The 23,210-nt window shown below is 72.2% G+C and carries 19 protein-coding genes; 5 read left to right on the forward strand and 14 right to left on the reverse strand.

Annotation, left to right across the window (positions count from 1 at the left end):
* The coding region (locus ABD240_RS15060) for a type I pantothenate kinase (RefSeq protein WP_425547047.1) at positions 1–441 on the forward strand (441 nt) is incomplete at its 5' end.
* Between the two features lie 203 nt (positions 442–644).
* Positions 645–2,624, forward strand: a complete 1,980-nt coding sequence (locus ABD240_RS15065) for an ABC transporter ATP-binding protein (protein WP_344338191.1) — start codon at positions 645–647, stop codon at positions 2,622–2,624.
* A gap of 76 nt (positions 2,625–2,700) precedes the next feature.
* On the opposite strand, the gene glmM is transcribed toward ABD240_RS15065, so the two are convergent.
* The 3 genes from glmM to rplM form a co-directional block, all read right to left on the reverse strand.
* Entirely contained in the window at positions 2,701–4,065 is a 1,365-nt protein-coding gene (gene glmM, locus ABD240_RS15070; RefSeq protein ID WP_344338193.1) for a phosphoglucosamine mutase, read from the reverse strand.
* A 170-nt stretch (positions 4,066–4,235) separates the two neighbouring features.
* Positions 4,236–4,742, reverse strand: coding sequence for a 30S ribosomal protein S9 (gene rpsI / locus ABD240_RS15075; RefSeq protein WP_291796417.1), 507 nt, complete (start codon positions 4,740–4,742; stop codon positions 4,236–4,238).
* 40 nt (positions 4,743–4,782) lie between these two features.
* On the reverse strand, positions 4,783–5,226 hold the full coding sequence (gene rplM, locus ABD240_RS15080) for a 50S ribosomal protein L13 (protein ID WP_291796418.1): 444 nt from the start codon (positions 5,224–5,226) through the stop codon (positions 4,783–4,785).
* Between the two features lie 261 nt (positions 5,227–5,487).
* Between rplM and ABD240_RS15085 the strand changes: the two genes are divergently transcribed.
* Together ABD240_RS15085 and ABD240_RS15090 are read left to right on the forward strand one after the other, a co-directional pair.
* Positions 5,488–8,223, forward strand: coding sequence for a hypothetical protein (locus ABD240_RS15085; protein ID WP_344338196.1), 2,736 nt, complete (start codon positions 5,488–5,490; stop codon positions 8,221–8,223).
* The gene (locus ABD240_RS15090; protein ID WP_344338198.1) at positions 8,220–10,331 is read left to right on the forward strand and encodes a hypothetical protein; all 2,112 of its coding nucleotides are present in this window, start codon (positions 8,220–8,222) and stop codon (positions 10,329–10,331) included. Before ABD240_RS15085 ends, ABD240_RS15090 begins: the two co-directional genes overlap by 4 nt.
* Positions 10,332–10,487: 156 nt before the next feature.
* On the opposite strand, the gene ABD240_RS15095 is transcribed toward ABD240_RS15090, so the two are convergent.
* From ABD240_RS15095 to ABD240_RS15110, 4 genes are all read right to left on the reverse strand, one after another.
* A complete protein-coding gene (locus ABD240_RS15095; RefSeq protein WP_291796441.1) occupies positions 10,488–10,679 on the reverse strand; it encodes a hypothetical protein in 192 nt (63 codons plus the stop codon).
* 258 nt (positions 10,680–10,937) lie between these two features.
* Positions 10,938–13,436 (reverse strand): 5'-nucleotidase C-terminal domain-containing protein, encoded by a 2,499-nt coding sequence (locus tag ABD240_RS15100; protein ID WP_344338201.1) that lies wholly within the window; start codon positions 13,434–13,436, stop codon positions 10,938–10,940.
* A 158-nt stretch (positions 13,437–13,594) separates the two neighbouring features.
* On the reverse strand, positions 13,595–14,617 hold the full coding sequence (truA, locus tag ABD240_RS15105; protein ID WP_425547048.1) for a tRNA pseudouridine(38-40) synthase TruA: 1,023 nt from the start codon (positions 14,615–14,617) through the stop codon (positions 13,595–13,597).
* 104 nt (positions 14,618–14,721) lie between these two features.
* Entirely contained in the window at positions 14,722–15,348 is a 627-nt protein-coding gene (locus tag ABD240_RS15110; RefSeq protein ID WP_291796448.1) for a hypothetical protein, read from the reverse strand.
* A gap of 141 nt (positions 15,349–15,489) precedes the next feature.
* Between ABD240_RS15110 and ABD240_RS15115 the strand changes: the two genes are divergently transcribed.
* Entirely contained in the window at positions 15,490–16,668 is a 1,179-nt protein-coding gene (locus tag ABD240_RS15115; protein WP_344338204.1) for a glycosyltransferase family 4 protein, read from the forward strand.
* Positions 16,669–16,850: 182 nt separating this feature from the next.
* Here the strand turns inward: ABD240_RS15115 and ABD240_RS15120 are convergent, their stop codons facing one another.
* From ABD240_RS15120 to ABD240_RS15150, 7 genes are all read right to left on the reverse strand, one after another.
* Positions 16,851–17,462, reverse strand: a complete 612-nt coding sequence (locus tag ABD240_RS15120) for an energy-coupling factor transporter transmembrane component T family protein (RefSeq protein ID WP_291796452.1) — start codon at positions 17,460–17,462, stop codon at positions 16,851–16,853.
* Entirely contained in the window at positions 17,459–18,298 is an 840-nt protein-coding gene (locus ABD240_RS15125) for an energy-coupling factor ABC transporter ATP-binding protein (protein WP_425547049.1), read from the reverse strand. Before ABD240_RS15125 ends, ABD240_RS15120 begins: the two co-directional genes overlap by 4 nt.
* A 164-nt stretch (positions 18,299–18,462) precedes the next feature.
* Complete coding sequence (locus ABD240_RS15130) at positions 18,463–19,113, reverse strand: biotin transporter BioY (protein WP_291796454.1); 651 nt, start codon at positions 19,111–19,113, stop codon at positions 18,463–18,465.
* A 229-nt stretch (positions 19,114–19,342) separates the two neighbouring features.
* Positions 19,343–20,971 carry a glutamine-hydrolyzing GMP synthase gene (gene guaA / locus ABD240_RS15135; protein WP_291796455.1) on the reverse strand — a complete coding sequence of 543 codons (1,629 nt, stop codon included), beginning with the start codon at positions 20,969–20,971 and terminating at the stop codon, positions 19,343–19,345.
* Between the two features lie 153 nt (positions 20,972–21,124).
* Positions 21,125–21,523, reverse strand: a complete 399-nt coding sequence (locus ABD240_RS15140; RefSeq protein ID WP_291796457.1) for a GntR family transcriptional regulator — start codon at positions 21,521–21,523, stop codon at positions 21,125–21,127.
* A 186-nt stretch (positions 21,524–21,709) separates the two neighbouring features.
* Positions 21,710–22,153, reverse strand: coding sequence for a DUF3817 domain-containing protein (locus ABD240_RS15145; protein WP_291796462.1), 444 nt, complete (start codon positions 22,151–22,153; stop codon positions 21,710–21,712).
* Positions 22,150–23,205 (reverse strand): SURF1 family protein, encoded by a 1,056-nt coding sequence (locus tag ABD240_RS15150; RefSeq protein ID WP_344338208.1) that lies wholly within the window; start codon positions 23,203–23,205, stop codon positions 22,150–22,152. Before ABD240_RS15150 ends, ABD240_RS15145 begins: the two co-directional genes overlap by 4 nt.
* Between the last annotated feature and the right edge of the window lie 5 nt (positions 23,206–23,210).

Below are 23,210 nucleotides of genomic sequence, written 5' to 3' on the forward strand. Positions count from 1 at the left end.
GCACCCGTCTACTCCCATCACACCTACGACATCGTCCCCGGCGCCAGCGTCACCGTCCGGCGCCCGGACATCCTCATCGTGGAGGGCCTCAACGTGCTCCAGCCGCCACGGCCGCGGGCGGACGGCAAGGTCGGCGTCTCCGTGAGCGACTACTTCGACTTCTCCATCTACGTGGACGCGGCGGCCGCGGACATCCGCTCCTGGTACGTCAAGCGCTTCCTCCGCCTCAAGCACGGCGCGTTCACGGACCCGGACTCGTTCTTCCACCGCTACTCGGAGCTCTCCGACGACGAGGCCCGCGACCTCGCGCTCGAGATCTGGGACTCGATCAACTCCCCCAACCTCCGCGAGAACGTGCAGCCCTCCCGCGGCCGGGCGGATCTCCTGCTGCGCAAGTCCGCGAACCACTCCGTCTCCCGCATCCAGCTGCGCAAGCTCTGAGCCGCGCCCGGCGCTCCGTCCCCGCCGGACCCGCCGGGTGGGCATCCGGCCCTCTCCCAGGTGCACGCCCGCCTGCCCCTCCCGGTGAGCGGTGCGGCGGCATCCGCAGTACGCTCTGAGCGATATCCGCGGACGCTGCGGAAGCAACCCCCGCTCTGCGGTGTTGCCTGCGATGTCCGCGCCCCGCCCCGGAGGAGAACCGCATGAGCATGCCCAGTCCCCAGTCCCTCATGCACCTCCAGACCGCCAGCGCACGCAGGGCGGGTCAGGGGACCTCCGCCAAGCTGGACGGCGCCACCCTGCGCCGGATGCTGGCCTTCGCCACCCGTCAGCGCGGCAAGCTCGCAGTCTTCCTGGTGCTCTCCGTGCTGCTCTCCGTGGCCGGCGTCATCACCCCGGTGCTCTCCGGGCGCATCGTCAACGCCATCACCGCCGGTGGTCCGGTCTCCGTGATCGTGTGGCTGGCGCTGGCCATCGCCGGGCTCGCTCTCGCCGAGGCCGGTCTCACCCTCGTGAATCGCTGGCTGTCCGCGCGGGTGGGCGAAGGCCTGATCTTCGACCTCCGCACCGCGGTCTTCGACCATGTGCAGACGCTGCCGGTCGCCTTCTTCAACCGCACCCGCACGGGCGCGCTCGTGTCCCGGCTGAACACGGATGTGATCGGTGCGCAGCGCGCGTTCTCCAACACGCTCTCCGGGGTGGTCGCCAACTTCGTCTCCCTGCTCATCACGGTGGGTGTGATGGTGACGATCTCCTGGCAGGTCACCGTCCTCTCCATCCTCCTGCTGCCCATCTTCCTCATCCCGGCTCGCATGCTCGGCGGGAAGCTCGCACGCCTGCAGCACGAGGCGGCGGACCACAATGCGGCGATGTCCAACCGGATGACGGAGCGGTTCGGCGCGGGAGGCGCCACGCTCGTGAAGCTGTTCGGCTCACCGCGGGCGGAGTCCGAGGAGTTCGCCGCGCGGGCCGGGCGCGTGCGGGACATCGGCGTGCGGGTGGGGATGCTGCAGACCACCTTCGTCACCACGCTGACCCTCGTGAGCGCACTGGCGCTGGCGCTGGTCTACGGCCTCGGCGGATGGCAGGCCGTGGCGGGCCGGATGGACGCCGGCAGCGTCGTCTCGCTCGCCATGCTGCTCACCCGCCTCTACGGACCGCTCACCATGCTCGCCAATGCACGGATGGACATCATGAGCGCGGTGGTGAGCTTCCAGCGCGTGTTCGAGGTGCTGGACCTCAAGCCCCTCATCACGGAGCCGGCGCACCCCACACCGCTGCCGGGGGTGACGGGTCGGGCTGCGGATGCCGGGGCCCACAGGGCGGGAACGCAGTCCGCCAAGGATGGAGACGCCACCCGCACGGACCGCACCGTGGCCCGGCCGGATTCCGCCGAGGTCTCCCTCGCCTTCCGCGACGTGAGCTTCGCCTACCCCTCCGCCGCGGAGGTCTCCCTGGCGACGCTGGAGGAGGTGGCGGTCCTCGACGAGCGCGCCGGGCAGGAGGTGCTGCACGGCATCGACTTCGAGGTCCCCGCGGGGCGGACGGTGGCGCTCGTGGGCTCCTCCGGAGCGGGCAAGTCCACCATCGCGTCCCTGGTCCCCCGGCTCTACGACGTCACGGCCGGGGCGGTCGAGCTGGGCGGCGTGGATGTGCGCGAGCTCGGCTTCGACACCCTCAAGGCGGCCGTGGGCATGGTGACGCAGGACGGACACCTGTTCCACGAGTCGATCCGGGAGAACCTGCGCATCGCCCGCCCCGACGCCACGGACGCAGAGCTGGAGGACGCCGTGCACCGGGCGCGGCTGGACGAGGTGATCGGGCGCCTGCCGGAGGGACTGGACACCGTCATCGGCGAGCGCGGCTACCGGCTCTCCGGCGGCGAGCGCCAGCGGCTCACGATCGCCCGCCTGCTGCTGGCCGCTCCCCCGGTCGTGATCCTGGACGAGGCGACGAGTGCGCTGGACTCCACGAACGAGGCCGCCATCCAGCACGCCCTCGACGAGGCCATGCACGGACGCACCGTCCTGGTGATCGCGCACCGGCTCTCCACCGTGCAGAACGCGGACCAGATCCTCGTGGTGGACGACGGGCGGATCGCGGAGCGCGGGACGCACGCGGAGCTGCTCGCGGCGAACGGCCGCTATGCCGTGCTCTACCGCACCCAGTTCAAGGAGGGGTGAGGGGCCCGCAACGCCGCGAGAGCTCAGGATCGCCGCGCAGTTGCGCGGCGATCCTGAGCTCTCGTGCGCATGGGGCTCAGAGCGCCAGGCGCTCCTTGACCACGGCGGCCAGACGCTCGGCCTGGGACTGCGCCACGTCCTCGGCGGAGGCCTCGACCATCACGCGGATGAGAGGCTCCGTGCCGGAGGCGCGCAGCAGCACCCGCCCGGTGTCCCCCAGCTCCTGCTCGACCGTCGCGATCTCGCTCTGCACGCCCAGATCGTCGCCCGCGCGGTGCTTGTCCACGCCCTTGACGTTGATGAGCACCTGCGGGAGCTTGGGCACCTCCGCCGCCAGATCCGCCAGCGTGCGCTTGGCCGTGGCCATGCGGTGCATGAGGTGGAGCGCGGACTGCACGCCGTCACCGGTGGTGCCGTGGTCCAGCATGAGCACGTGGCCGGACTGCTCACCGCCCAGCGAGTAGCCGCCGGCCAGCATGCGCTCCAGCACGTAGCGGTCGCCCACCGCGGTCTCCTCGATGCGGATGTTCCGTTTGGCCATCGCCAGGCGCAGGCCCAGGTTGGACATGACCGTGACGACGAGGGTGTCGTCCTTGAGCCGGCCGTCCTCCTTCATGCCGAGGGCGAGGATGCCCATGATCTGGTCGCCGTCCACCTCGCGGCCCAGCGCGTCCACCGCCAGGCAACGGTCCGCGTCGCCGTCGAAGGCCACACCCAGATCCGCCTGGTGCTCCACCACGGCGCTCTTGAGATTGCTGATGTGGGTGGAGCCCACCCCGTCGTTGATGTTGTAGCCGTTGGGCTCCGCCGCCGTGACGATGACCTCCGCCCCGGCCTGCCGCAGCGCGGACGGACCCACCACGGAGGCCGCGCCGTGCGCGCAGTCCACCACGACCGTGAGGCCCGCCAGAGGGGTCTCCCCCTCCGCGGCGCCCAGGGTGCGGACCAGGTGCTCCGCGAACTCGTCCGAGGCCGCCGGGTAGCGCGCGATCCGCCCCACCTCCTGCCCCGTGGGCCGCTCCCACTCCGAGTCCAGGAGCGCGAGGATCTCGTCCTCCTGGGCATCCGTGAGCTTGGTGCCGCCGGGACCGAAGAACTTGATGCCGTTGTCCGGCATGGGGTTGTGGGAGGCGGACAGCACCACGCCGAAAGCGGCGCCCGTCGCCTTCACCGCATAGGCGATGCCGGGCGTGGGCAGCACGCCCACGTCACGCACGTCCACCCCGGTCGAGGCGATGCCCGCGGCGGTGGACGCGGAGAGGAACTCGCCGCTCACGCGGGTGTCCCGGCCCACGATCGCCACGGGGCGCGTGCCGAACGGCGCCGTCTCCGGGCGTGCGAGCACGCGGGAGCCCGCGACGGCCAGCTGCAGCGCCAGGCGTGCGGTGATGTCCTTGTTGGCCAGTCCTCGCACACCATCTGTGCCGAACAGTCGAGCCATTGCGGAAGATCCTTCCTTCGGGTTCTGCGTCAGTGTACGCGCGCCGCCCTGGAGCGCCTCCGAACCGCGCTACGGACGGCGGCCGCACCACGCGAGAAGCCCCCGCCCGGTGGGAACCACCTGACGAGGGCTTCTGCACTGCGCCGGGCGCAGCGGCGAGCGCGTGGGAATCAGCGCTTGGAGAACTGCGGCGCCTTGCGGGCCTTCTTGAGGCCGGCCTTCTTGCGCTCCGGGACGCGGGCGTCACGGGTGAGGTAGCCGGCCGCCTTGAGCTCGGCGCGGTTGGCCTCACGGTCGATCTGGTTGAGCGAGCGGGCCACGCCCAGGCGGACGGCGCCGGCCTGACCGGAGGGGCCGCCGCCTGCGATGCGGACGATCACATCGAAGCGACCCTCCAGATCGAGGAGTGCGAAGGGCTCGTTCACGAGCTGCTGGTGCAGCTTGTTGGGGAAGTAGGTCTCCAGGTCGCGACCGTTGATGGTCCACTGGCCGGAGCCGGGGACCAGGCGCACGCGGGCGATGGCCTGCTTGCGGCGGCCCACGCCGTTGCCGGGCGCGGTGAGCGACTCGCCGCGGCCGCCGGCCACGTTCTCGCCCAGGCCGGCCGACGCCGGGGTCTCGGTGCTGTATTCGGTGAGCTCGACGTCTGCGACGTCAGCGGTGATGTTGTCTGCCACGATTCTCCTCGGTGAAAGTTCCGTCAGCTGCTCAGCGCGCTTACTGCGCGACCTGGGTCAGCTCGTAGGGCTGCGGGTTCTGGGCGCTGTGCGGGTGCTCCGGACCTGTGTAGATCTTGAGCTTGTGCATCTGCGCCCGACCGAGGCGATTCTTGGGGATCATGCCCGCGATGGCCTTCTCCACCGCGCGCTCGGGGCGCGTGGCGAGGAGCTCGGCGTAGTTCACGCTCTTGAGGCCGCCGGGGTAGTTCGAGTGACGGTAGGCGCGCTTCTGCTCCAGCTTGGCACCGGTCAGGGCGACCTTGTCCGCGTTCACGATGATGACGAAGTCACCGGAGTCCACGTGCGGTGCGAAGGTGGGCTTGTGCTTGCCGCGGAGCAGACGAGCCGCCTGCGAGGCAAGGCGGCCGAGGACCACATCAGTGGCGTCGATGACGTGCCACTGGCGCTGGATGTCACCGGGCTTGGGGGTGTACGTACGCAAAGTTGCCTTCTTACATTCGTTGTCAGATGACCCGCACACACTCGCCCCTGCTCCGGTCGTGAGTCGGAGAGGACGAACGGGTCGTACCTTCGGTAGCTGCGCTCTCAGACACGGAAGACCCGCCACAGAACCTGCAACGCGACTAGAGGCCCAGCGGTAGAACGTGTTGACGCGGCAACGACGCTCAAATCTACCGCAGGCCGCACAGCTCCTGCAAACCGGATCCAGGCTCCGCCAAGGCCTCCCCGGTAGTCTTGTGCGGTGTTCGTCCGACTGCTCACCGCCCTCGCCTGCACCCTGGGCCTCGTCCTGCCCGCCCATGCGTGGCCGGGAACGGCCCACGCCGCACCCGTGCCCGCCCCGGCGGAGCAGACCGCACCGCTCGCCGCACCCGCGCAGGACGCGACATCGGCGCAGGTCACCGGTGCCGCACCCGTGTCCCTGACCGCGCAGCCCCCGCCCGAGGCCGTGCCGGCGGACGCGGACGCCCCGGCCTCGGGCACGGTGGTGATCGGCTCCTCCGGCCTCAGCCTCGAGGACCTCTCTCCGGAGACCACCCCGCACCTCTGGCGGATGGCCGAGGAGGGCGCGGCGGGCAACCTGGCCGTGCGCACTCTCACACCGGCGACCTGCGCGGCCTCCGGCTGGCTGTCCCTGGGGGCGGGGGCGCGCATGCGGGGTGCGGACCTCACCCCGGCCTGGCAGCACCCCCTCTTCCTCGACCGCGCGTGCCCGCGGATGCTCGAGCCCACCTCGGAGGCGGCGGACGCGCCGGAGAGCACGGGACCCCAGCCCACGGGCCTCGCCCCCGCGGCGTTCTCCGAGTTCCACCGGGTGGACGATCTCAATGCGACCGGGGGCTACGGCGCTTTGCCGGGCGCCTTCACCCATGCCGCGGACTCCGCCCTGGCGAGGGAGGGAGCGCCGGACGCGGATGCGACGCCGCCCGCTGCCGAGGGTGCGCAGGCGGACCGCAGCGCGGAACCGTCGTGGTGCACGGCCGCCGTGGGCACCGGCGCCAGCTACGCGGCCGCGGACCCGGAGGGCCAGGTGGGGCTCTGGTCCCCGCTGTCCACGCTGCTCGACGAGCCGGAGGACGCGGACGAGCGCACCCGTGAGAAGCGGGCGGCCGAACGCACCGCCCTGCTCTCCGCCTGCTCCCTCACGCTCGTGGACGCCGGCACCGCCGCCGATCCTCTGTGGGACCCGGCAGCCTCCGCCCTCTGGTCCGAGGCCACGCTGGGCACGCTGCGCTCCGCGCAGATCCAGGAGCTCGACGACCGCGTGGGCCTCATCCTCGAGTCCGTCCCGGACGACTACGACGTGGTCGTCGCGGGCCTCGGCGACTCCGCCTACCCCTCCCGGCTGCGCGCTCTGCTCGCCACCGGCCCCTCCTACCCCGAGGGGACGCTCACCGCCTCGTCCACGCGGCAGGCCGGCCTCACACAGCTCACGGACGTGCTGCCCGCCGTGCTGAGGAACACCGGGATGGAGGCCGCGGGCTCCTCCCCCGCCGCCTTCACCGTCGACACCGGCACCGCCGGGAAGCCCGCGCAGGAACGCCTCGACAGCCTCACGGCCGATGCGCGCAAGGCCGCGACGGTCCACACCCACGCACAGACCTTCGGGATCGTCCTCGACGTCCTCTTCTACGCGCTCTTCCTCTTCACGATGATCGGCTTCACGGTGCCGGTGGTCCGGTTCATGCGCCGGCGCAGCCTCGCGGCGCGGCGGCGCGCGGACTCCCTGCGCCCGGCTGCGGCCGTCGCCGCGGACGCCCCCGCCGTCCCGCTGAGCGGCTGGCGCACCGGCGTCTCCTGGGCCTGCTTCGCCCTCGGCCTCCTCCCGGCGGCCAGCTTCTTCGCCGGTTTCCTCCCCTGGGGCCGTGCGCCGGATCCCGCCCTCGCGCTCGCACTGTCGATCGCCGCGGCCGTCCTGGTGCTGCTGCTGGCGGCCGTCGCCGGCCCCTGGCGGCGGACCTGGGCCGGACGCATCGCGGCCGTGAGCCTGCTGAGTGCCCTCGTGCTCCTGGCGGACGTGGCCCTGGGCTCCCGCCTGCAGTTCAACTCCCTCATGGGCTACAACCCCATCGTCGCCGGGCGCTTCTACGGCCTGGGCAACCAGGGCGCCGCGCTGTTCCTCGTCGCCTCCCTGCTGGGCCTGGGCATCGTGGCCGCGCGGCTGGGCGCCCACGGCCGCGCCGGCTGGGCACGTGCGCTCACCGCCGTCTACGCCCTCGTGAGCGTGTGCGTGCTGGGCAACCCGGCGTGGGGCGCCAAGTTCGGCGGCACCGTGGCCGCGCTGGTGGGCTTCACCGTCCTCCTCCTCGCGCTGTTCCGCATCCGCGTGAACCTGCTCAAGCTCGCGGGGATCGGAGCAGGGGCCCTCGTCGTCATCATGGGCGTGGCCTGGCTGGACTACCTCCGTCCGCCGGCGGAGCGCTCGCACTTCGGCAGCTTCTTCGCCCAGGCTCTCGACGGTGAGCTGCTGGACGTCATCGGCCGCAAGCTGGGCGCCAACCTCCGCATCGCCGTCATCAACCCCGGCCTGGCGATCGTCGTGCCCCTGGCCGTCCTCATCGTCCTGTTCGCGCTGGCCTACCTGCGCCGGAGCAGGCGGACCGCCGTGCTCGCTCGGCCCTGGGACGGGTACCTCCCGGAGGCGCTCACGGACCCCCACGTGCACGCCGGCTTCCTGTCCGCCGTCCTCGCACTGGCCGTGGGCCTCGTCATCACGGACTCCGGGATCGCGGTGCCCGCGACGGGCGCCATGATGTTCGTCCCCTTCCTCGTGGTCCTCAGCCTCGACGCCGCACAGCGGGCGGAGGGCGAGGACGCTTCCAGCACGGCGGACGGCACGGTCCGGTCTGCACCTGCGTACGCGCCCGTCACGCCCGCCGCCGCAGAGACCGGCGAGGCCGGTGCGACCAGTGCGGCCAGCGCGAGCGGGAGCACGGAAACCGACAGGAATGCACCCGGGCCCGAGGCCACCGCATGATCCGCCGCCTGCTCACCACCCTCCTCGCACTGCTCCTGGCCGTGGGCGGGTTCGCCGCTCCGGCCTCGGGCACCGACCGCACGCCTGCCCGGACCGGCGAGGGACCCGTCATCCTCCTGGGCTTCGCCGGACTCACCTTCGAGGACGTCCACCCGGACCGCACGCCCCATCTCTGGCGCCTGGTCTCCGAGGGCGCGGTGGGCACCATGACCCCTCGCTCTGTGCGGGACACCAGCTGCGCCGCGGACGGCTGGCTGGGCGTGGCCTCCGGCAGGAGAGCGGCCGACGAGCCCCGCCCCACCTGCCGCGTCCTCGCCGACCCCATCGGAGGGTGGGTGCCCGACTGGGATGTGTACCTGGCCCAGGCCGCCGAGGACAACTACACACCCGGCGTGGGCGCACTCACCCAGACCGCGGAGGACGCGGGCGTGGCGGTGCGCGGCATCGGCCCCGGTGCGGCCGTGGGCACGGCCGCACCGGACGGCAGGGCCGAGGACTGGGAGCCGCTGGCCCCCGCCGGCGAGCGCGGCGCGCAGGTGGTCGACGCCGCCGAGGACGCCGGAATCGTGCTCGTGGACCTCGGCAGCGTCTACGCCCCCGGCAACTCGGTCACGGACCTCGACGCCGCGGTGGGAGAGGTGCTCACGGCGGTGGACGCCGCCGGGGCCGAGGGGCGGCACACCTCCCTCGTCGCCGCCTCCCTGGCCGACGGCCGCACGGACGAGTCCCGCATGCAGTTCTCCGCGGTCTACGGCGGGCGCGACGCCTCCGGCGCGTCCGCCGGCGAACCGGGAGCGGAACTGCTCACCTCGCCGTCCACCCGGCAGCCCGGCCTCGTCCAGGTCTCCGACCTCACCCCCACCCTCCTCTCGCTGGCGGGGGTGCAGGGCGGCTCCAACTTCGCGGGAGCGCCCATGCAGTTCCAGGACGGACCGGACGGGGCGGGCGGCAAGCACCAGCTCATGCTCGACCGGCAGACGGCCGTCCTCACCCAGCAGAGCATCTCCGCGTGGATGTACGCCGCGTGGGGAGGCCTGCTGCTGGTGGGCCTGGTCCTGTGCACCGTCATGGCGCGCCGCTCGGGCACCGCGCGGGTCGCGACGCTGCTCGCCGGAGGCGGCATGCTCATGGCCTCGCTGCCCGTCTCGACCTACCTGGTGAACCTGCTCCCCTGGGAGCGCTCCACCTCGCCGGACGTGGCGATGCTGGGCGGGGTGATCGGCTGGGCCATCGTGCTCACCGCGCTCGCCGTCGCAGGGCCGTGGCGCAGGCTGCGGGGCGGCAGCCTCGCCTTCGTCTCCGCAGTGACGGTCGCGGTGCTCGCCGCCGATGTGCTCACGGGCTCGCGGCTGCAGATGTCGACGATGCTGGGCGAACCGCTGCTCATCGCCTCCCGCTTCTACGGGATCGGCAATTCCGCGCTCGCCCTCTACTGCACCGCGCTGCTCGTGGGGCTGGGGCTGGCCTGCTCATGGCTGCGCAGCTCCACGTGGAGGCACCGCAGATGGGTGACGACGACGGTGGTCATCGCGGCGGTCCTGGCCTCGTGCGGGCTGCTCGCGGCTCCGGGGCTGGGCACCAAGTTCGGCTCCGTGCCCACGCTGGTGCTGGGCAGCGCCGTGTTCGCCCTCGCCGCCGCCGGCATCCGGCTCTCGTGGAAGCGTCTGCTGGTCTTCGGCGGAGGTGCCGCAGCACTCATGCTCGCCGTGCTCTTCCTCGACTGGCTGCGGCCGGCGGAGGCGCGCACGCACTTCGGCAGATTCTTCGACTCGATCCTCACCGGCGAGGCCGGTGCCGTGCTCATGCGCAAGATCGGCATGAACGTCGACATCCTCACCCAGAGCTGGATGACGCTGCTGCTGCCCCTGCTCATCGCCGTGGTGCTGTGGGCGGCGATCTCGCCGGCGCGCTTCCGCATCCCCGGCCTGGCGGAACAGTACCGGAGGCTCCCCCTTCTGCGTCCGGCCGTCATCTCGCTCGCCGTGCTGCTCGCGGTGGGGACCTTCATCAACGACTCCGGCGTGGTGGTGCCGGCCGTGGGGATGCTGTTCCTCGTGCCCGCGCTCGCCTCCTGTGCGGGCAGTTCCGAGGAGATGCGCCGGGGCTGAGCGAGGAGGCGCGGGGCGCAGGGAGGCGTGCGGCGAGCTTCACGGGCGACGTGCAGAGGTCTGACCGGGGCGTGCAGGAAGCCCACCAGCGACGTGCGGCGAGCTCATCGGCGTCATCGGCGACTTGCAGGGAGCTGTCCGCTGGCCTGCGGGGAGCTAGCCGGCGGCCTCGGCGGACAGGATCACCAGCCACACCGCGATGCCTGCGGGGAGGATCATCAGCGCCAGCGTCACCGTGCCCAGCCGGGCCATGCGCGCGTTGGACCTCTTGCGTCCCCAGCGTCGCAGTGCGCTGCCCAGCACCAGCAGCAGGGCGACGACGACCACGAGCACCTTGACGAACCCCATGCGCAGAAGGCTACCGGAGTCGAAGGGGTCCGGACGCCGCAGAAGGCCACGTACCCCTCACCCCCAATCCAGCCACGCACCCCAAGTTACGTCTGCGTACCGGCCGTGTAGGGCGGCCGGTACGCAGACGTAACTTGGGGATTGCGGCTCCGGACGGGGTGGACCGCTGTGCCGCGCGGCCGCGCGCCTCACCTCTGCGGCGCCGCGCGCCTCAGCCCTGCGCGGCTGCGGCGCCTCGCCCCGGCGGTGCCGCGGACCTCAGACGGTGCTCTTGCGGCGACGGGACGCCGCCAGAGCGGTGCCGCCCGCAGCGACGAGCACGGCGGCCAGACCCAGCGCACCGGCGAACTCCGCACCGGTGCGAGGCAGCCTGCCGTCGTCCTTCCGGTCATCGCCGGAGCCGCTGCCGTCACCGGAGCCGCTGCCGTCGTCCTGACCGTCACCGCTGCCGGAGCCGTCCCCGTTGCCGTCCTCGTCCCCGCTACCGGAACCGTCGTCGTTGCCCGAACCGTCGTCGTCTCCACCTTCACCGGCGGCCACGACCTGGACCTCGAACTCCACGGAGGAGGGCAGAGGCTTGGGGTTGTCGTCCCACCAGGCGTGCTCCGGATCCGCGACGAGGTTCGCCTGCACCGTGTAGGTGCCGGGAGCCACGTCGTCACCCGCCGTCACCGTGAGATCCGAACTGGTCGTTCCCTCTGCGATGGACGGCAGCACGGTCGACTCCGCAGTCTCCGCAGCGGCCGTGGAGACGGTGTCCACCGCGGTGAGGTCCGCGGAGAAGCCCGCGGGCAGCTCCAGAGAGAGGAGGAACGGCCCCTCGATCTCACGGGTGGCCTCGGTGTCGAAGGTGAGCGGCAGCTCTGCGCCCTGCTCCACCTGCGCCCGCTCCGGCGAACCCAGGCTCGCAGTGAGCTCCCCCGTGTTCATCACGTCCAGGGCGTAGTCCGCCTGGCGCTCCTGGTGGTCTGGGGAGACGGGCGTGTTCTCCTCGAAGTACTTCTCCCACACGTCGAAGTCCGTGAGACCGGACTGTTCGAAGGTGCCATTGGCGAAGCCCGCGTAGTTGTCCCCGCCGGAGGCGAGGAAGCTCAGCGTCGCCACACGATACGTGGCCTCGGGGTCGATCTCCTCACCGTCCACAGTCACGGAGAGGACCCGTTCGCCCTTCGGAGCGGTCGAGTCGTAGACCACACCCACCTCCTCGGAGACGCCCAGATGGAGCATCGGCCGCGAGGCGCCCTCCGGCTGCCACTGCTCCTCGAACACCTGCAGCACATCCGCACCCGTGAGCGTCACGACGCCGTGGTCGTTGGCGAAGGGCAGCACCGCGTTGAGCTCGGCCACCGTCACCTCGGCCGGCTTCTCGCCGTTGTAGATGTCATCCACGAGGAGGTCCGTGCGGAGTCCGCCGGAGTTGGTGAGGCCGAAGTCCGCCTCCTCCAGCTGCGAGTACTCGACGCCCTCCTTGAGCGCGTCCGCCACGAGGTTGCCCAGCGTGGACTCCTTGCCGCGGTCCTCGCTGCCGTCCGTCGTGGCCCGGGTGATGTCCTCGGTGATGGTGCCCACCACGGTGGAGCCGATCTCCTTGGCCTGCGCCTCCGCATCCGCCACGATGTCGCGGACCTCGTCCACCACGGGCGAGGTGACCTCGACGCCCTTGGTCTCCAGCAGCGAGGCGTCATCCGTCGTCCACTCACCACTGCCGTCCGCGGTGAGCGTGAGGCTGCCCACGGCCTCGCCGTACTTCTGCGACTGCAGGATGGGACGCTCGCGGTCCGTGCCGGGAACGGGCGCGGAGAAGTTGGCGGGCAGGTGCGAGTGGCCCATGAACATCGCGTCGATCGACGGGTCGGACTGCTCCACGATCGCCTTGAACTCCGCGTTGGAGGCCAGAGCGGAGTCCAAGTCCGAGGTCACGGCGGGCCCCGCATGCGCGTTGAGGACCGTGACGTCCGGCCGCTGCTCCTCGGGCAGTCCCTCCAGCTCGGCCGCCGCCCGGTTGATCGCCTCGACGGAGTCGCCGAACTCGATGTCCGCGATGCCGTCCGGGCTCACGAGCGTGGCGGTGTCCTGGGTGACCACACCGATCACGCCGACCTTGAGGTCACCGGCCTCGATGATCTCCCAGGGCTTCAGGCCCGCGGCGACGTCCTTGGTGCCCTTGGCGTAGACATTGGCACCCAGGTGCGCGAAGTCCGATTCCGCACCCACCCTGTCCCGGAGGTCCGCGTAGCCGCGGTCGAACTCGTGGTTGCCGGCAGCGGACACGTCCAGACCGATCGCGTTCAGGACATCCAGCGTGGGGGTGTCCTGCTGCGAGGAGGAGACGTAGGTGGAGGCTCCGATGTTGTCGCCGGAGGAGATGAAGGCGGTCTCCGCACCGGCCTCGGCCGCCGCGGCGCGCTCGCGCTCCACGACGCTCGCCACATTCACCCCCGCCTCGCTGATGCGGCCGTGGAAGTCCGTGATGTTGAGGAGCTGCAGCTCGGTGCCGGCGGCCGGGGCCGCGGCGGTCGCGAGTCCGTCGGTCTCCTCCGCAGCGGCCTCGCCGAGGCGGTCCCCGCCGTCCTGCTCCTGCTCGCCGAGGCCCTGGTCCTCCGAGGCGGAGGGGGCCTGTTCCGGGGCGGCCGGGGCGGAGTCGCGCTCAGCGCCGCCCAGCCCCGGTGCCGCCACGGCCGGCAGGGCTCCCAGCGGCACCAGCAGGCCCACTGCCGCGGCGCCGGCGACGGCCCCGCGGATGAGATTCTTCTTCATGTCCGTCCTTGACAGTCGAGGGAACGAGGTTGCGTGTCAGCTGTCATTATCCTGAGCGCAGACCCCGGAAATGCTGTACGCACCTGAACATACCGTGAACACTCCCTGAGCGCGCGCGAATCTCCGCAGAGCGGAATTCGGCACCGCACCGCAGACGCTCAGCCCTGCAGCTCCTCCGCGCTCCGCCTGTTGCGAGCCGTCCCCGCCTGCTCCGCCCATCCCGCGGGGCCCTCCGGATAGCCCACCTCCTCGAGCACGAGACCGTGCGCGGGCATGAGGTGCATGGGGGCGAGCGCCGTCTTCGCCGCACCGGCCTCCGCGCGGGCCAGCTGCTCCGCGGGTGCCGTGACGTCCCAGGAGCCATGCCCCACCTTCACGAGAGCGCCCACCAGCGCACGGACCATGTGATGGCAGAAGGCATCGGCCTGCAGTCCCAGCGTGATCGCACCGTCGCCCGCGCCGCGCGTGACCGTGAGCGCCTGCAGCGTGCGGATGGTGGTGGACTCCGGACGCGGCTTGCAGAAGGGCAGGAAGTCGTGGAGGCCCAGCAGTTCCGCGGCGGCAGCGGCCATGCGCTCGACGTCGAGCTCGCCCCGCAGCTGCACCGTGTGGCCGACGGCCAGCGGGTCAAGGAACGCGGCGGCATCCGCGATCCGGTAGGAGTAGCGGCGCCAGACCGCGGAGAAGCGCGCGTCGAACTCCGCGGGCACCTCCTGCGCCGCATGCACCACGACATCCGGGGCCTCCAGGTGCGCGAGCACTCCTCGCAGACGGCTCGTCAGCCCTTCCGCGGGCGTGCGCCGCCGCTTCCCCTGTGTGCCGCCCAGCCTGGCCGCAGTGGTCTCCGGCAGGTCCAGGTGCACCACCTGCCTGCGCGCATGCACCCCCGCGTCCGTGCGGCCGGCGACGACGGTCCGCACGGGCACGCCGCAGATCTTCGCGAGCGCGGCCTCGAGAGTTCCCTGCACCGTGCGCAGACCCGGCTGGGTCGCCCAGCCGTGGAACCCTCCCCCCGCATAGCCGAGGTCGAGACGGAACCGCACCGCGGCCTCGGCGACCGAGGCCGCGGCAGCAGGCACGCGCGCGTCTTGCCGGGATCCCAGCAGCCCGGGGGCCGTCGCCGACCGCTCGCGAACGGACTCGGCTGGCCCGCCCACGGATCCCGCCTCTGGGAGTGCCACCCCGGCCTCCTCGCCCGCAGGCCCCGAGTCCGCGTTCCCCGAGTTCGCAGGCCCCGAGTCCGCAGCCCCCGGCCTCGCAGGCCCCGATGCCACAGACTCCGGCTTCACAGGTCCTCGCTCAGCCGGCCGGGGCGGTAGTCCTCGCCGCCGTCCGGGGAGACGAGGTCCGCGGACGGGCCCGCCGCATCGTCGTCCCCCGCGTCCGCGAGGGAATAGCCGATCTCCGCAACGGGCCGGAACGCCCACCGCCAGGGCAGCGAGCCGAGCAGTCTGCGCCGGTCCTCGTAGGCACGGACGCTGCTGTTGTGATGCCGCGCTGCCGCGCCGATGTGCGTCTCCTGCGTGCGCAGCTGCTGGAACAGCTCCCGGGCCAGCGCCCGCGAGGCCGTGGGCCGCTCGCCCTCGCCGGAGGCCACGGAGCGCACCCGGGCGTGCACGGCGGCGACGCAGAGAGTGAGGCGGAACTCGGCGGGACCCGTGGCGCGGCTCTCCTCGGACTGCCCGGCGGCCCGCACCGCGCTCTCGAGCCGATGGGTCTCCACGGAGTCGCCCACGACCTCGCGCGCGGCGATGAGATAGGTGGGCACCAGTCCGTGCCGCGCACGGCGGGCCTCCGTGTACTGGCGCAGCGCCTCCGCCGTGAGCGAGCGGTTCATCGAGAGCTGGTTGAACCGGATGACCAGGAAGGTCACCAGCGCGGCGAGCACCACGAGGAGGACTGCGAGCAGCACCCACTTCATCCTTGTGTTCCACCTCTGTTCAGCTGATGAGCACTCGCAGAATACACAGTCCCCAGAACGTCTGCAGACGTTGGCCTGCCGGTCATCTGCCGCCGCAGACGTCCGCAACCTGCACCGGATGGAGTGGGGGACGTGAGAGTCGCAGTCATCGCAGAGTCCTTCCTGCCCCAGATGAATGGTGTCACGCACAGCCTCCTCCGCGTTCTCGACCACCTGGCCGAGCGCGGCGACGACGCGGTGGTGATCGCGCCCGGCACCCGCCGCAGCGGGCCCCACGAGGTCGCCGGGTTCCCGATCCTCCGCGTCCCCGGGTTCGCCATGCCCTCCTACCGCTCCGTGCGGGTGGCGCCCGGCGGTGTGCCGCGCATCCGCCGGATGCTCGCGGCCTTCGCACCGGACGTCGTCCACCTCGCCTCGCCGTTCGTGCTGGGCTGGCGCGGGGCGCTCGCGGCGCAGGACCTGGGTCTGCCCAGCGTGGCCGTCTACCAGACCGAGGTGCCGGCCTACGCCGCCCGCTACGGCATGCCCGGGGTCGAGACCGCCCTGTGGAACCACGTGCGCGCCCTCCACCAGCGCTCGTCCCTCACCCTCGCGCCGTCCTCGTACGCCCTGGCCCAGCTCGAGGGGCTCGGCGTGGACGATGTGCGCCTGTGGGCCCGGGGCGTGGACGCCTCCCGCTTCGACCCCGGTCACCGCTCCGCCGCCTTCCGCGCTCGGGTGGGCGTCTCACAGGACGGCTCCGGGCCCGAGGTGGTGGTGGGCTACGTGGGCCGCCTCGCCGCGGAGAAGCAGCTCGAGGACCTGCGGGTGCTGGACGCGCTGCCCCACGTCCGCCTCGTGATCGTGGGCGAGGGGCCGCGCAGGGCAAAGCTGGAGCGCCTGCTGCCGCATGCGCACTTCACCGGGTTCCTGGGCGGCGATGCGCTGGCGCAGGCCGTGGCGAGCTTCGACCTCATGGTCTCCCCCGGTGAGTTCGAGACGTTCTGCCAGACCATCCAGGAGGCGATGGCCTCGGGCGTGCCGGTCATCGCCCCCGCGCGCGGCGGACCCCTGGACCTCGTGGACTCCTCCCGCACCGGCTGGCTCTACGCACCCGGGGACCTCGCGGGGCTGCGCGCGCACGTCCGGGACCTGGCCGGCGACGCGGCCAAGCGACGCGCCTTCGGCATCGCCGCACGGAAGGCCGTGCGGGGGCGGTCGTGGAAGAGCGTGTGCTCGCAGCTGCGGGGCCACTACGCCACGGCGATCGAGCGGCCCGAGGCGCAGGTCACCGGCCGCTGGTCACTCGCCGAGGTCGCAGGGGCTCGGTGAGACGCAAGGGGCTCGGCGCAGTCACGAGGCCCGGAGACGTCACGGAGTCCTGGTACGGACGTGGAGACCTGGTCAGGACGCGGAGGTCCGGTGGGGTCCCGGAGTCCCGCTGAGGCCCCGGAACCCCGCTGAGAACACGGGTGCCCGGATGCGCGCGCGGCGCAGGCACCGGCCGCACACGCTCAGCCCAGGCCTCGGGCCTCCAGTGCCCGGCCGGTGTCCTGCGCGTACTTCACCGTCCCCAGCACGAGCGGCACGGTGCGGGCGCGCAGGTTCCGTTCGAGGCCTCGGGCGCGGGCGGAGTCCCCGGACACCCGCGCCAGATCGGCGAGCACGGGCAGGCTGCGGACCATGAGCGCGGCGGCGAGGCTCACCTTGTCCGGGTCCGCGCCCACGTACCGCAGCGGTGCGGCCAACACGCCGAACGCGGAGAGCAGGGCCGCCACGGAGGTCGTGAGCATGAGCAGGGATGCCGCCGTGAGGCAGACCGCGATGGTCGAGACAACGCGCAGGCCGTTCGTCCAGTCCGTGAGCAGGGCGTGGATGACCACCACGCCGGCCACGATCGGCCAGATCCTCAGCAGCGGTGCGAGCGTGCTGCGCAGCGGCACGCGAGCGGTGAGCGCGACCACGAGGAGCACGCCCAGAAGCACGGCGTTGACACGCGCGTCGCGGAACAGGAGGACGACGACGCTCACCGCCGCCACCGCGCCCAGCTTCCACCCCGGCCCCAGCCGGTGCAGCCAGCCGTCCCCGGGGATGCGCCGGCCCAGGAACTGCTGCCGCTCCCTCATCGCGGGGGCCTGACGGTGTGCCGGGCCTCCGCAGTGTCTCGAGCTCCGGACTCCCTCTCTCCCAAGACCAGGGCACGGTAGGCGGCGATGGTCCCGGCAGGAGCGCCGTCGGCGGCAAGACGGCCGTCGGCGATGCAGAGGGTGCGCTGCGCATCCGCGGCGAACTCGAGATCGTGGGTGGAGACGAGGATCCGCACCCCGCGCCGCTGTGCCAGATCCGCCAGCACGCCTCGCAGCAGCTCCCGGTTGGCGAGGTCCAGCAGGGTGGTGGGCTCGTCGAGCACGAGCACGGCGGGGTCCACCGCGAGCACGGCCGCCAGCGCCACCAGCTGCCGCTGCCCCCCGGAGAGCTCGTAGACGCTGCGGTGGGCCAGGTCCGCCACCCCCAGCTCGTCCAGCACCGCGAACGCCCGCTGGGTGCGCTCCTTCCGGTTCCGCACGCCGCGTCGCAGCGAGAGCTCCACGTCCTCCAGCGGAGTGGGCATCACCAGCTGCGCCGCGGGATCCGTGAAGACGAAGCCCACGCGCCGACGCACGGCAGCGCCCTTCGCCGCGACGTCCAGACCGTCGACCGTCACGGTGCCCGCATCTGCCGTCACGAGCCCGTTGACGAGCTGCAGGAGCGTGGACTTCCCGGACCCGTTCGCCCCCACGACGCTCACGGTCTGCTCCGTGAGGGTGCAGCTGATGTCCTCGAGCACCGGCCGCAGGCGCGTCTCACCGGGCCGCCCGCCGGGCACCGGTTCCGGAACGCCCACCGTGACGGAGTCGAACACCACGCCCGAGGCCTCGGCGGCTGTGCGCTGCCCGGCCGGCTCCGGCACTTCAGCGAGCACGAGGGCCTCCGGCGGTGCTGCACACGCGGCTTTCGCGGCGGCCTTCCCTGGGGTGCTCCCTGCGGTGTTCCCTGTGGCCTTCGCTGCGGTCCTCCCGGCGGCCGCCGCGGAGGCCGGGAGTGAGGCGGAGGCCGGGAGTGAGGTCGTCAGCGGGCGAGACGGGGTCATCGGCGGACGAGGACGGCGGGGAATGCACGATGGACCGTGACCGCCAGGACGGCGGCGAGCAGGTTCTTGAGGACATCACCGGGCCAGAATGCCATGTCCGCGAACAGCGCCTGCTGCAGGGTGAGGTCGAGGTTGATCGACATCCCCAGGATGCCGCCGGGGTGGTTGGTGAGGAAGCTCCCCAGCAGACCGCCGAGGGCCAGCACGCACCAGAGGCGCGGGCCGGTGAGGCGCTTGACCGCCCAGCGGGCGAGCAGACCGCAGATGAGCGCGTAGAGGGGGAAGGAGAGGACGTACCCGGCGGAGCCGCCGGCGAGCACTCCGAGGCCGCCGGAGAAGTTCGAGAAGATCGGCAGGCCCAGGAGCCCCAGGGCCACGTAGAGGAGTGCCGCGAGGAATCCGCGCAGCGGGCCCAGCACCATGCCGCAGAGGGCGATGCCGATCGTCTGCAGCGTGATGGGGACGCCGGAACCGCCCGTGGGGATGCCGGGCACCGCGGAGAGCGCGGCCGCGAGGGCGGCGAAGACGGCGATGAACGCCACGTCGCGGGAACCCAGTCGCGGGGTGCGCGCGGCGGCTGAGGCGGTGGCTGACGATGCGGAGGTCTCGGTGCGCACGGCCTGGGGCGACGATGCGGCAGAAGTCATGGCTCACTCGGCTTTCACGGACGGGAGGGAACGGCGAGGGCCTTCCGGCACCACTGAACACCGTTCAGGACACGCCACACGGTACCTGAACACCGTTCAGGGCGGCAACTGTGAACCCACGCAGCCCGCAGCACTCCCCCAAAAACAAGTTACGTCTGCGTAGCGGCCGTGGTGGGCGGCCGGTACGCAGACGTAACTCAGAGGAGGGGGAGCGTGGCTCCCTCGCGCTTCACTCCCACTCGATGGTGCCCGGCGGCTTCGAGGTCACGTCGAGGACGACGCGGTTGATCTCGTCGACCTCGTTGGTGATGCGGTTGGAGATGGCGGACAGCGTGTCGTAGGGGATGCGCGTCCAGTCCGCGGTCATGGCGTCCTCACTGCTCACCGGACGCAGCACGATGGGGTGGCCGTAGGTGCGGCCGTCGCCCTGCACGCCCACCGAGCGCACGTCCGCGAGCAGCACCACGGGGCACTGCCAGATCTGTGCGTCCAGCCCGGCGGCGGTGAGCTCCTCGCGGGCGATCGCATCCGCCTCACGCAGGATCTCCAGGCGCTCGCGGGTGACCTCGCCCACGATCCGGATGCCGAGGCCGGGGCCGGGGAACGGCTGGCGTCCCACGATCGCCTCGGGCAGGCCCAGCTCGCGGCCGATCGCCCGGACCTCGTCCTTGAACAGCGCGCGCAGGGGCTCCACGAGCTCGAAGTCGAGGTCGTCCGGGAGTCCGCCCACATTGTGGTGGGACTTGATGTTCGCGGTCCCCGCTCCCCCGCCGGACTCCACGACGTCCGGGTAGAGCGTGCCCTGCACGAGGAACTTCACCGGAGCGCCGCCGGAGGCCTTCGCCTCCTCGACGAGGTCGCGCTGGACCTGTTCGAAGGCGCGGATGAACTCCCGGCCGATGATCTTGCGCTTGGCCTCCGGATCCGTCACGCCCTCCAGGTGGCCCAGGAAGGTGTCCGCGGCGTCGACGGTGATGAGGCGCACGCCGGTGGACTCGACGTAGTCCTTCTCCACCTGCTCCCGCTCACCCTTGCGCAGCAGGCCGTGGTCCACGAAGACGGCGGTGAGCTGGTCGCCGATCGCCTTGTGCACCAGCGCGGTGGACACGGCGGAGTCCACGCCGCCGGAGAGCGCGGAGATCACGCGCGCCTCGCCCACCTGGGCGCGGATGCGCTCCACCTGGTCGTCGATGATGTTCTCGTTGGTCCAGTCCGGGGTGAGGCCGGCGACGTCGTAGAGGAAGTTCTCCAGGACCTTCTGGCCGTGCTCGGAGTGGAGGACCTCCGGGTGCCACTGGACCCCTGCGCACCGGCGCTCGAGGTTCTCGAACGCGGCGATGGGCGTGGACTCCGTGGAGGCGAGGACGGTGAAGCCCAGCGGTGCGCCGGTGACGGAGTCGCCGTGGGACATCCAGGTCGTCTGCTCCTGCGGCATGCCCTTGAGCAGCGTGCCCGGATCCGCGGCGAGCCGCGTGTGCGTGGAGCCGTACTCGCGCTTGTCGGTGCGCGCGACGGTGCCGCCCAGGCGCGCGGCCAGGGTCTGGAACCCGTAGCAGATGCCCAGGATGGGCACGTCGAGGTCGAGGACGCCGTCCGCCAGCCGCGGCGCGCCCTCGTCGTTGACGGAGGAGGGGCCGCCGGAGAGCACGATGGCGCGCGGGGCGCGGGCCGTGAACTCCTCAGGGGTGGCCGAGTAGGGGATCACCTCGGAGTACAGACCGGCTTCCCGCACACGGCGGGCGATGAGCTGGGCATACTGTGCGCCGAAGTCGACGACGAGGACGGGATTGTGCTGGGCCGAGGCCGAGGCGTCTGGCGCGCCCCCGCCCTCCGGCTGCGCGGATTGGGGTGAGGTCATACGTGCGATTCTAGACGGTGAGGACGGCCCTCCGGACGCGGAGGGCCGGGCCGGTTCGCGCCTGTTCCCACACCTGCACCGCACTCGTGACGGCCGCCACCACCCGCGGCCGTCGCCCGTGCCGCCGAGGCCGCTCGCAGCACCGACCGCCCCTCAGGCTCCGGCGGAGACGCGGGTCACTTCGTCACGGACGGCGGCGGCCAGCTGGTCGAGCGGCAGGCCCCTCTCAGCGGCGACGGCGACGACCTCGGCGGCGTAGCGCAGCACGGCAGGGTCCTCACCCTCCGCGGTGGGCAGCGCGGAGACGTCGAGCCCCTCCGCGATCCGCGTGCCGGCACCGCGGCGGGTCGTGATGATCCCGCCCTCCTCCAGCTCCCGGTAGGCACGGGCCACGGTGCCGGGGGCGAGGCCGAGGTCGGCGGCCAGCGCACGGATGGCGGGCAGGCGGTCGCCGGGCAGCAGCACTCCGCGCGCCGCCTGGTCGAGCACGCCCCTGCGGATCTGCTCGTAGGGCGGAGTGGAGTCGTCGGGATCGACGGTCAGCCGGGTCATGCGGGGACCTCCTCGGGGTCTGTAGGGCAGGGCGCGACGACGAATGGACGCACGCACCGTTCCCGGTGGGGTGACGCCGGACATGCAGGCCCCCGCCCCATCAGCGGCGCGGGGCTCACCAGCGGCGCGGGGCTCAGCAGTGAGGGGCGCGGGCAGACGTCCAGCAGGAGGCCGAACACTCCCGCCTCACTCCTTGGGCGCGACCACCACTGCCGCGTCCAGCTCCTCCTCCACCTGACGGTGGATGCGCCGCTCGAGGATGAAGGACATCACCGGCACGACGCCGGCCAGGGCGAGCACGAGCAGCCGTGCCAGCTTCCAGCGCATCGCCTGGTTCAGCCAGAAGCAGCCGATGAGGTAGACGACGTAGCACCAGCCGTGGCAGATGGCGATCGCCGCGGCGAGGTTGAAATCGCCGAACTGCAGCGCCTCACTGGGGGACCCGCCCAGCACCAGAGGCACGTAGACGTACTTGTACAGCATCTCCACCGTGAGGATGAGGAGCATGGTGCCGGTGAGCAGCGCCATGACGCGGTAGAACCGCATGGCGTTGCGCGCGGACGTGAACTGCTTGACCGTCCACACCTCGTCCGGGTCGAAGGCCGGGGCGGCATCGGGATTCTGACTCAACGTGGGGCTCCTTGGGCTCCGTGGTCCATGTCTGCGGGCTGCGCTCCGGCGGCGGGTTCGGCGGCGGTGCCACCACCGGCGGCCTCCGCATGGGTCGCACCACCGGCACCGGCGGCATCCGCCCCCGAGGCGGTGCCCACCGCCGCAGGCGCACGCATGTCCCGCTCACCGGCGCGTTTGACGACGACGTACTCCTGCGGGGCTCCCCCGCCGCGTTCGGCCTCCTGCCGGTGGTAGGCGTCACGCAGCAGCTGGAACCAGATGTAGAGGGCGAAGCCGGCGAAGAAGATCCACTCCAGCGCATAGATCGCCGACTGCAGATCGAGCCCTCCGCCGGTATCCTTCTCCAGCACCACCGGCTCCAGCGGCGTGTTCTCCGGCGACGCGACGACGGCCGCGACGTCCTCGGGGAAGAGGATGCCGGAGTACGAGTACACGTCGAAGAGGTTGACGAGCTGCGCGGTGGAGACGCTGTGCACCTGCCCCTCCGGCAGATCGCCGGTGGGCTCCGCGCCCTCCACCGGGCCCAGCCGCGCGGTCATCTCCTGCACGCCGGCGGGCGCGGGGGCATCCGCCGCCGAGGCCGCATCCGGGACCCAGCCCCGCACCACCGGGACGGCGATGGGCTTGGGACCGGCGGCCCCGGCCTCGGGAGCGGCCCCGGCATCCGTCCCGCCGGCGGCCTCCTCACCGTCGGCCGGCGCCAGCTGTGCCTCCTCGCCCAGCCTCGCGCCCTCCGGGACGAACATCGTCACCACCCAGAAGCCGGTCCGCCCGTCCTCGATGCGGTCGGCCACGAGCACCTGCGCGTCCGGCAGGTACTCGCCCGTGAGCGTCACCCGCTGGTCGGAGAGGTAGCCGGGCATCATCACCTGCGCGTCGAGCGTCTCCGTGAAGGGCCGCGGGGTGTCGACGTCCTGCGCGGAGACGACGTCGTTCTTGTGCTGGGCACGGTCCGCCTGCCATGCGGAGAGTCCCACGAAGCAGGTGGCCAGCACCAGCACGAGCGCGAGGAAAGCCAGCCAGCGCGGGGTGAGGGCGAGTCGTAGCACGTGGG

This window comes from Brevibacterium salitolerans, assembly GCF_039531405.1.
In the GTDB taxonomy this organism is placed as follows: domain Bacteria; phylum Actinomycetota; class Actinomycetes; order Actinomycetales; family Brevibacteriaceae; genus Brevibacterium; species Brevibacterium salitolerans.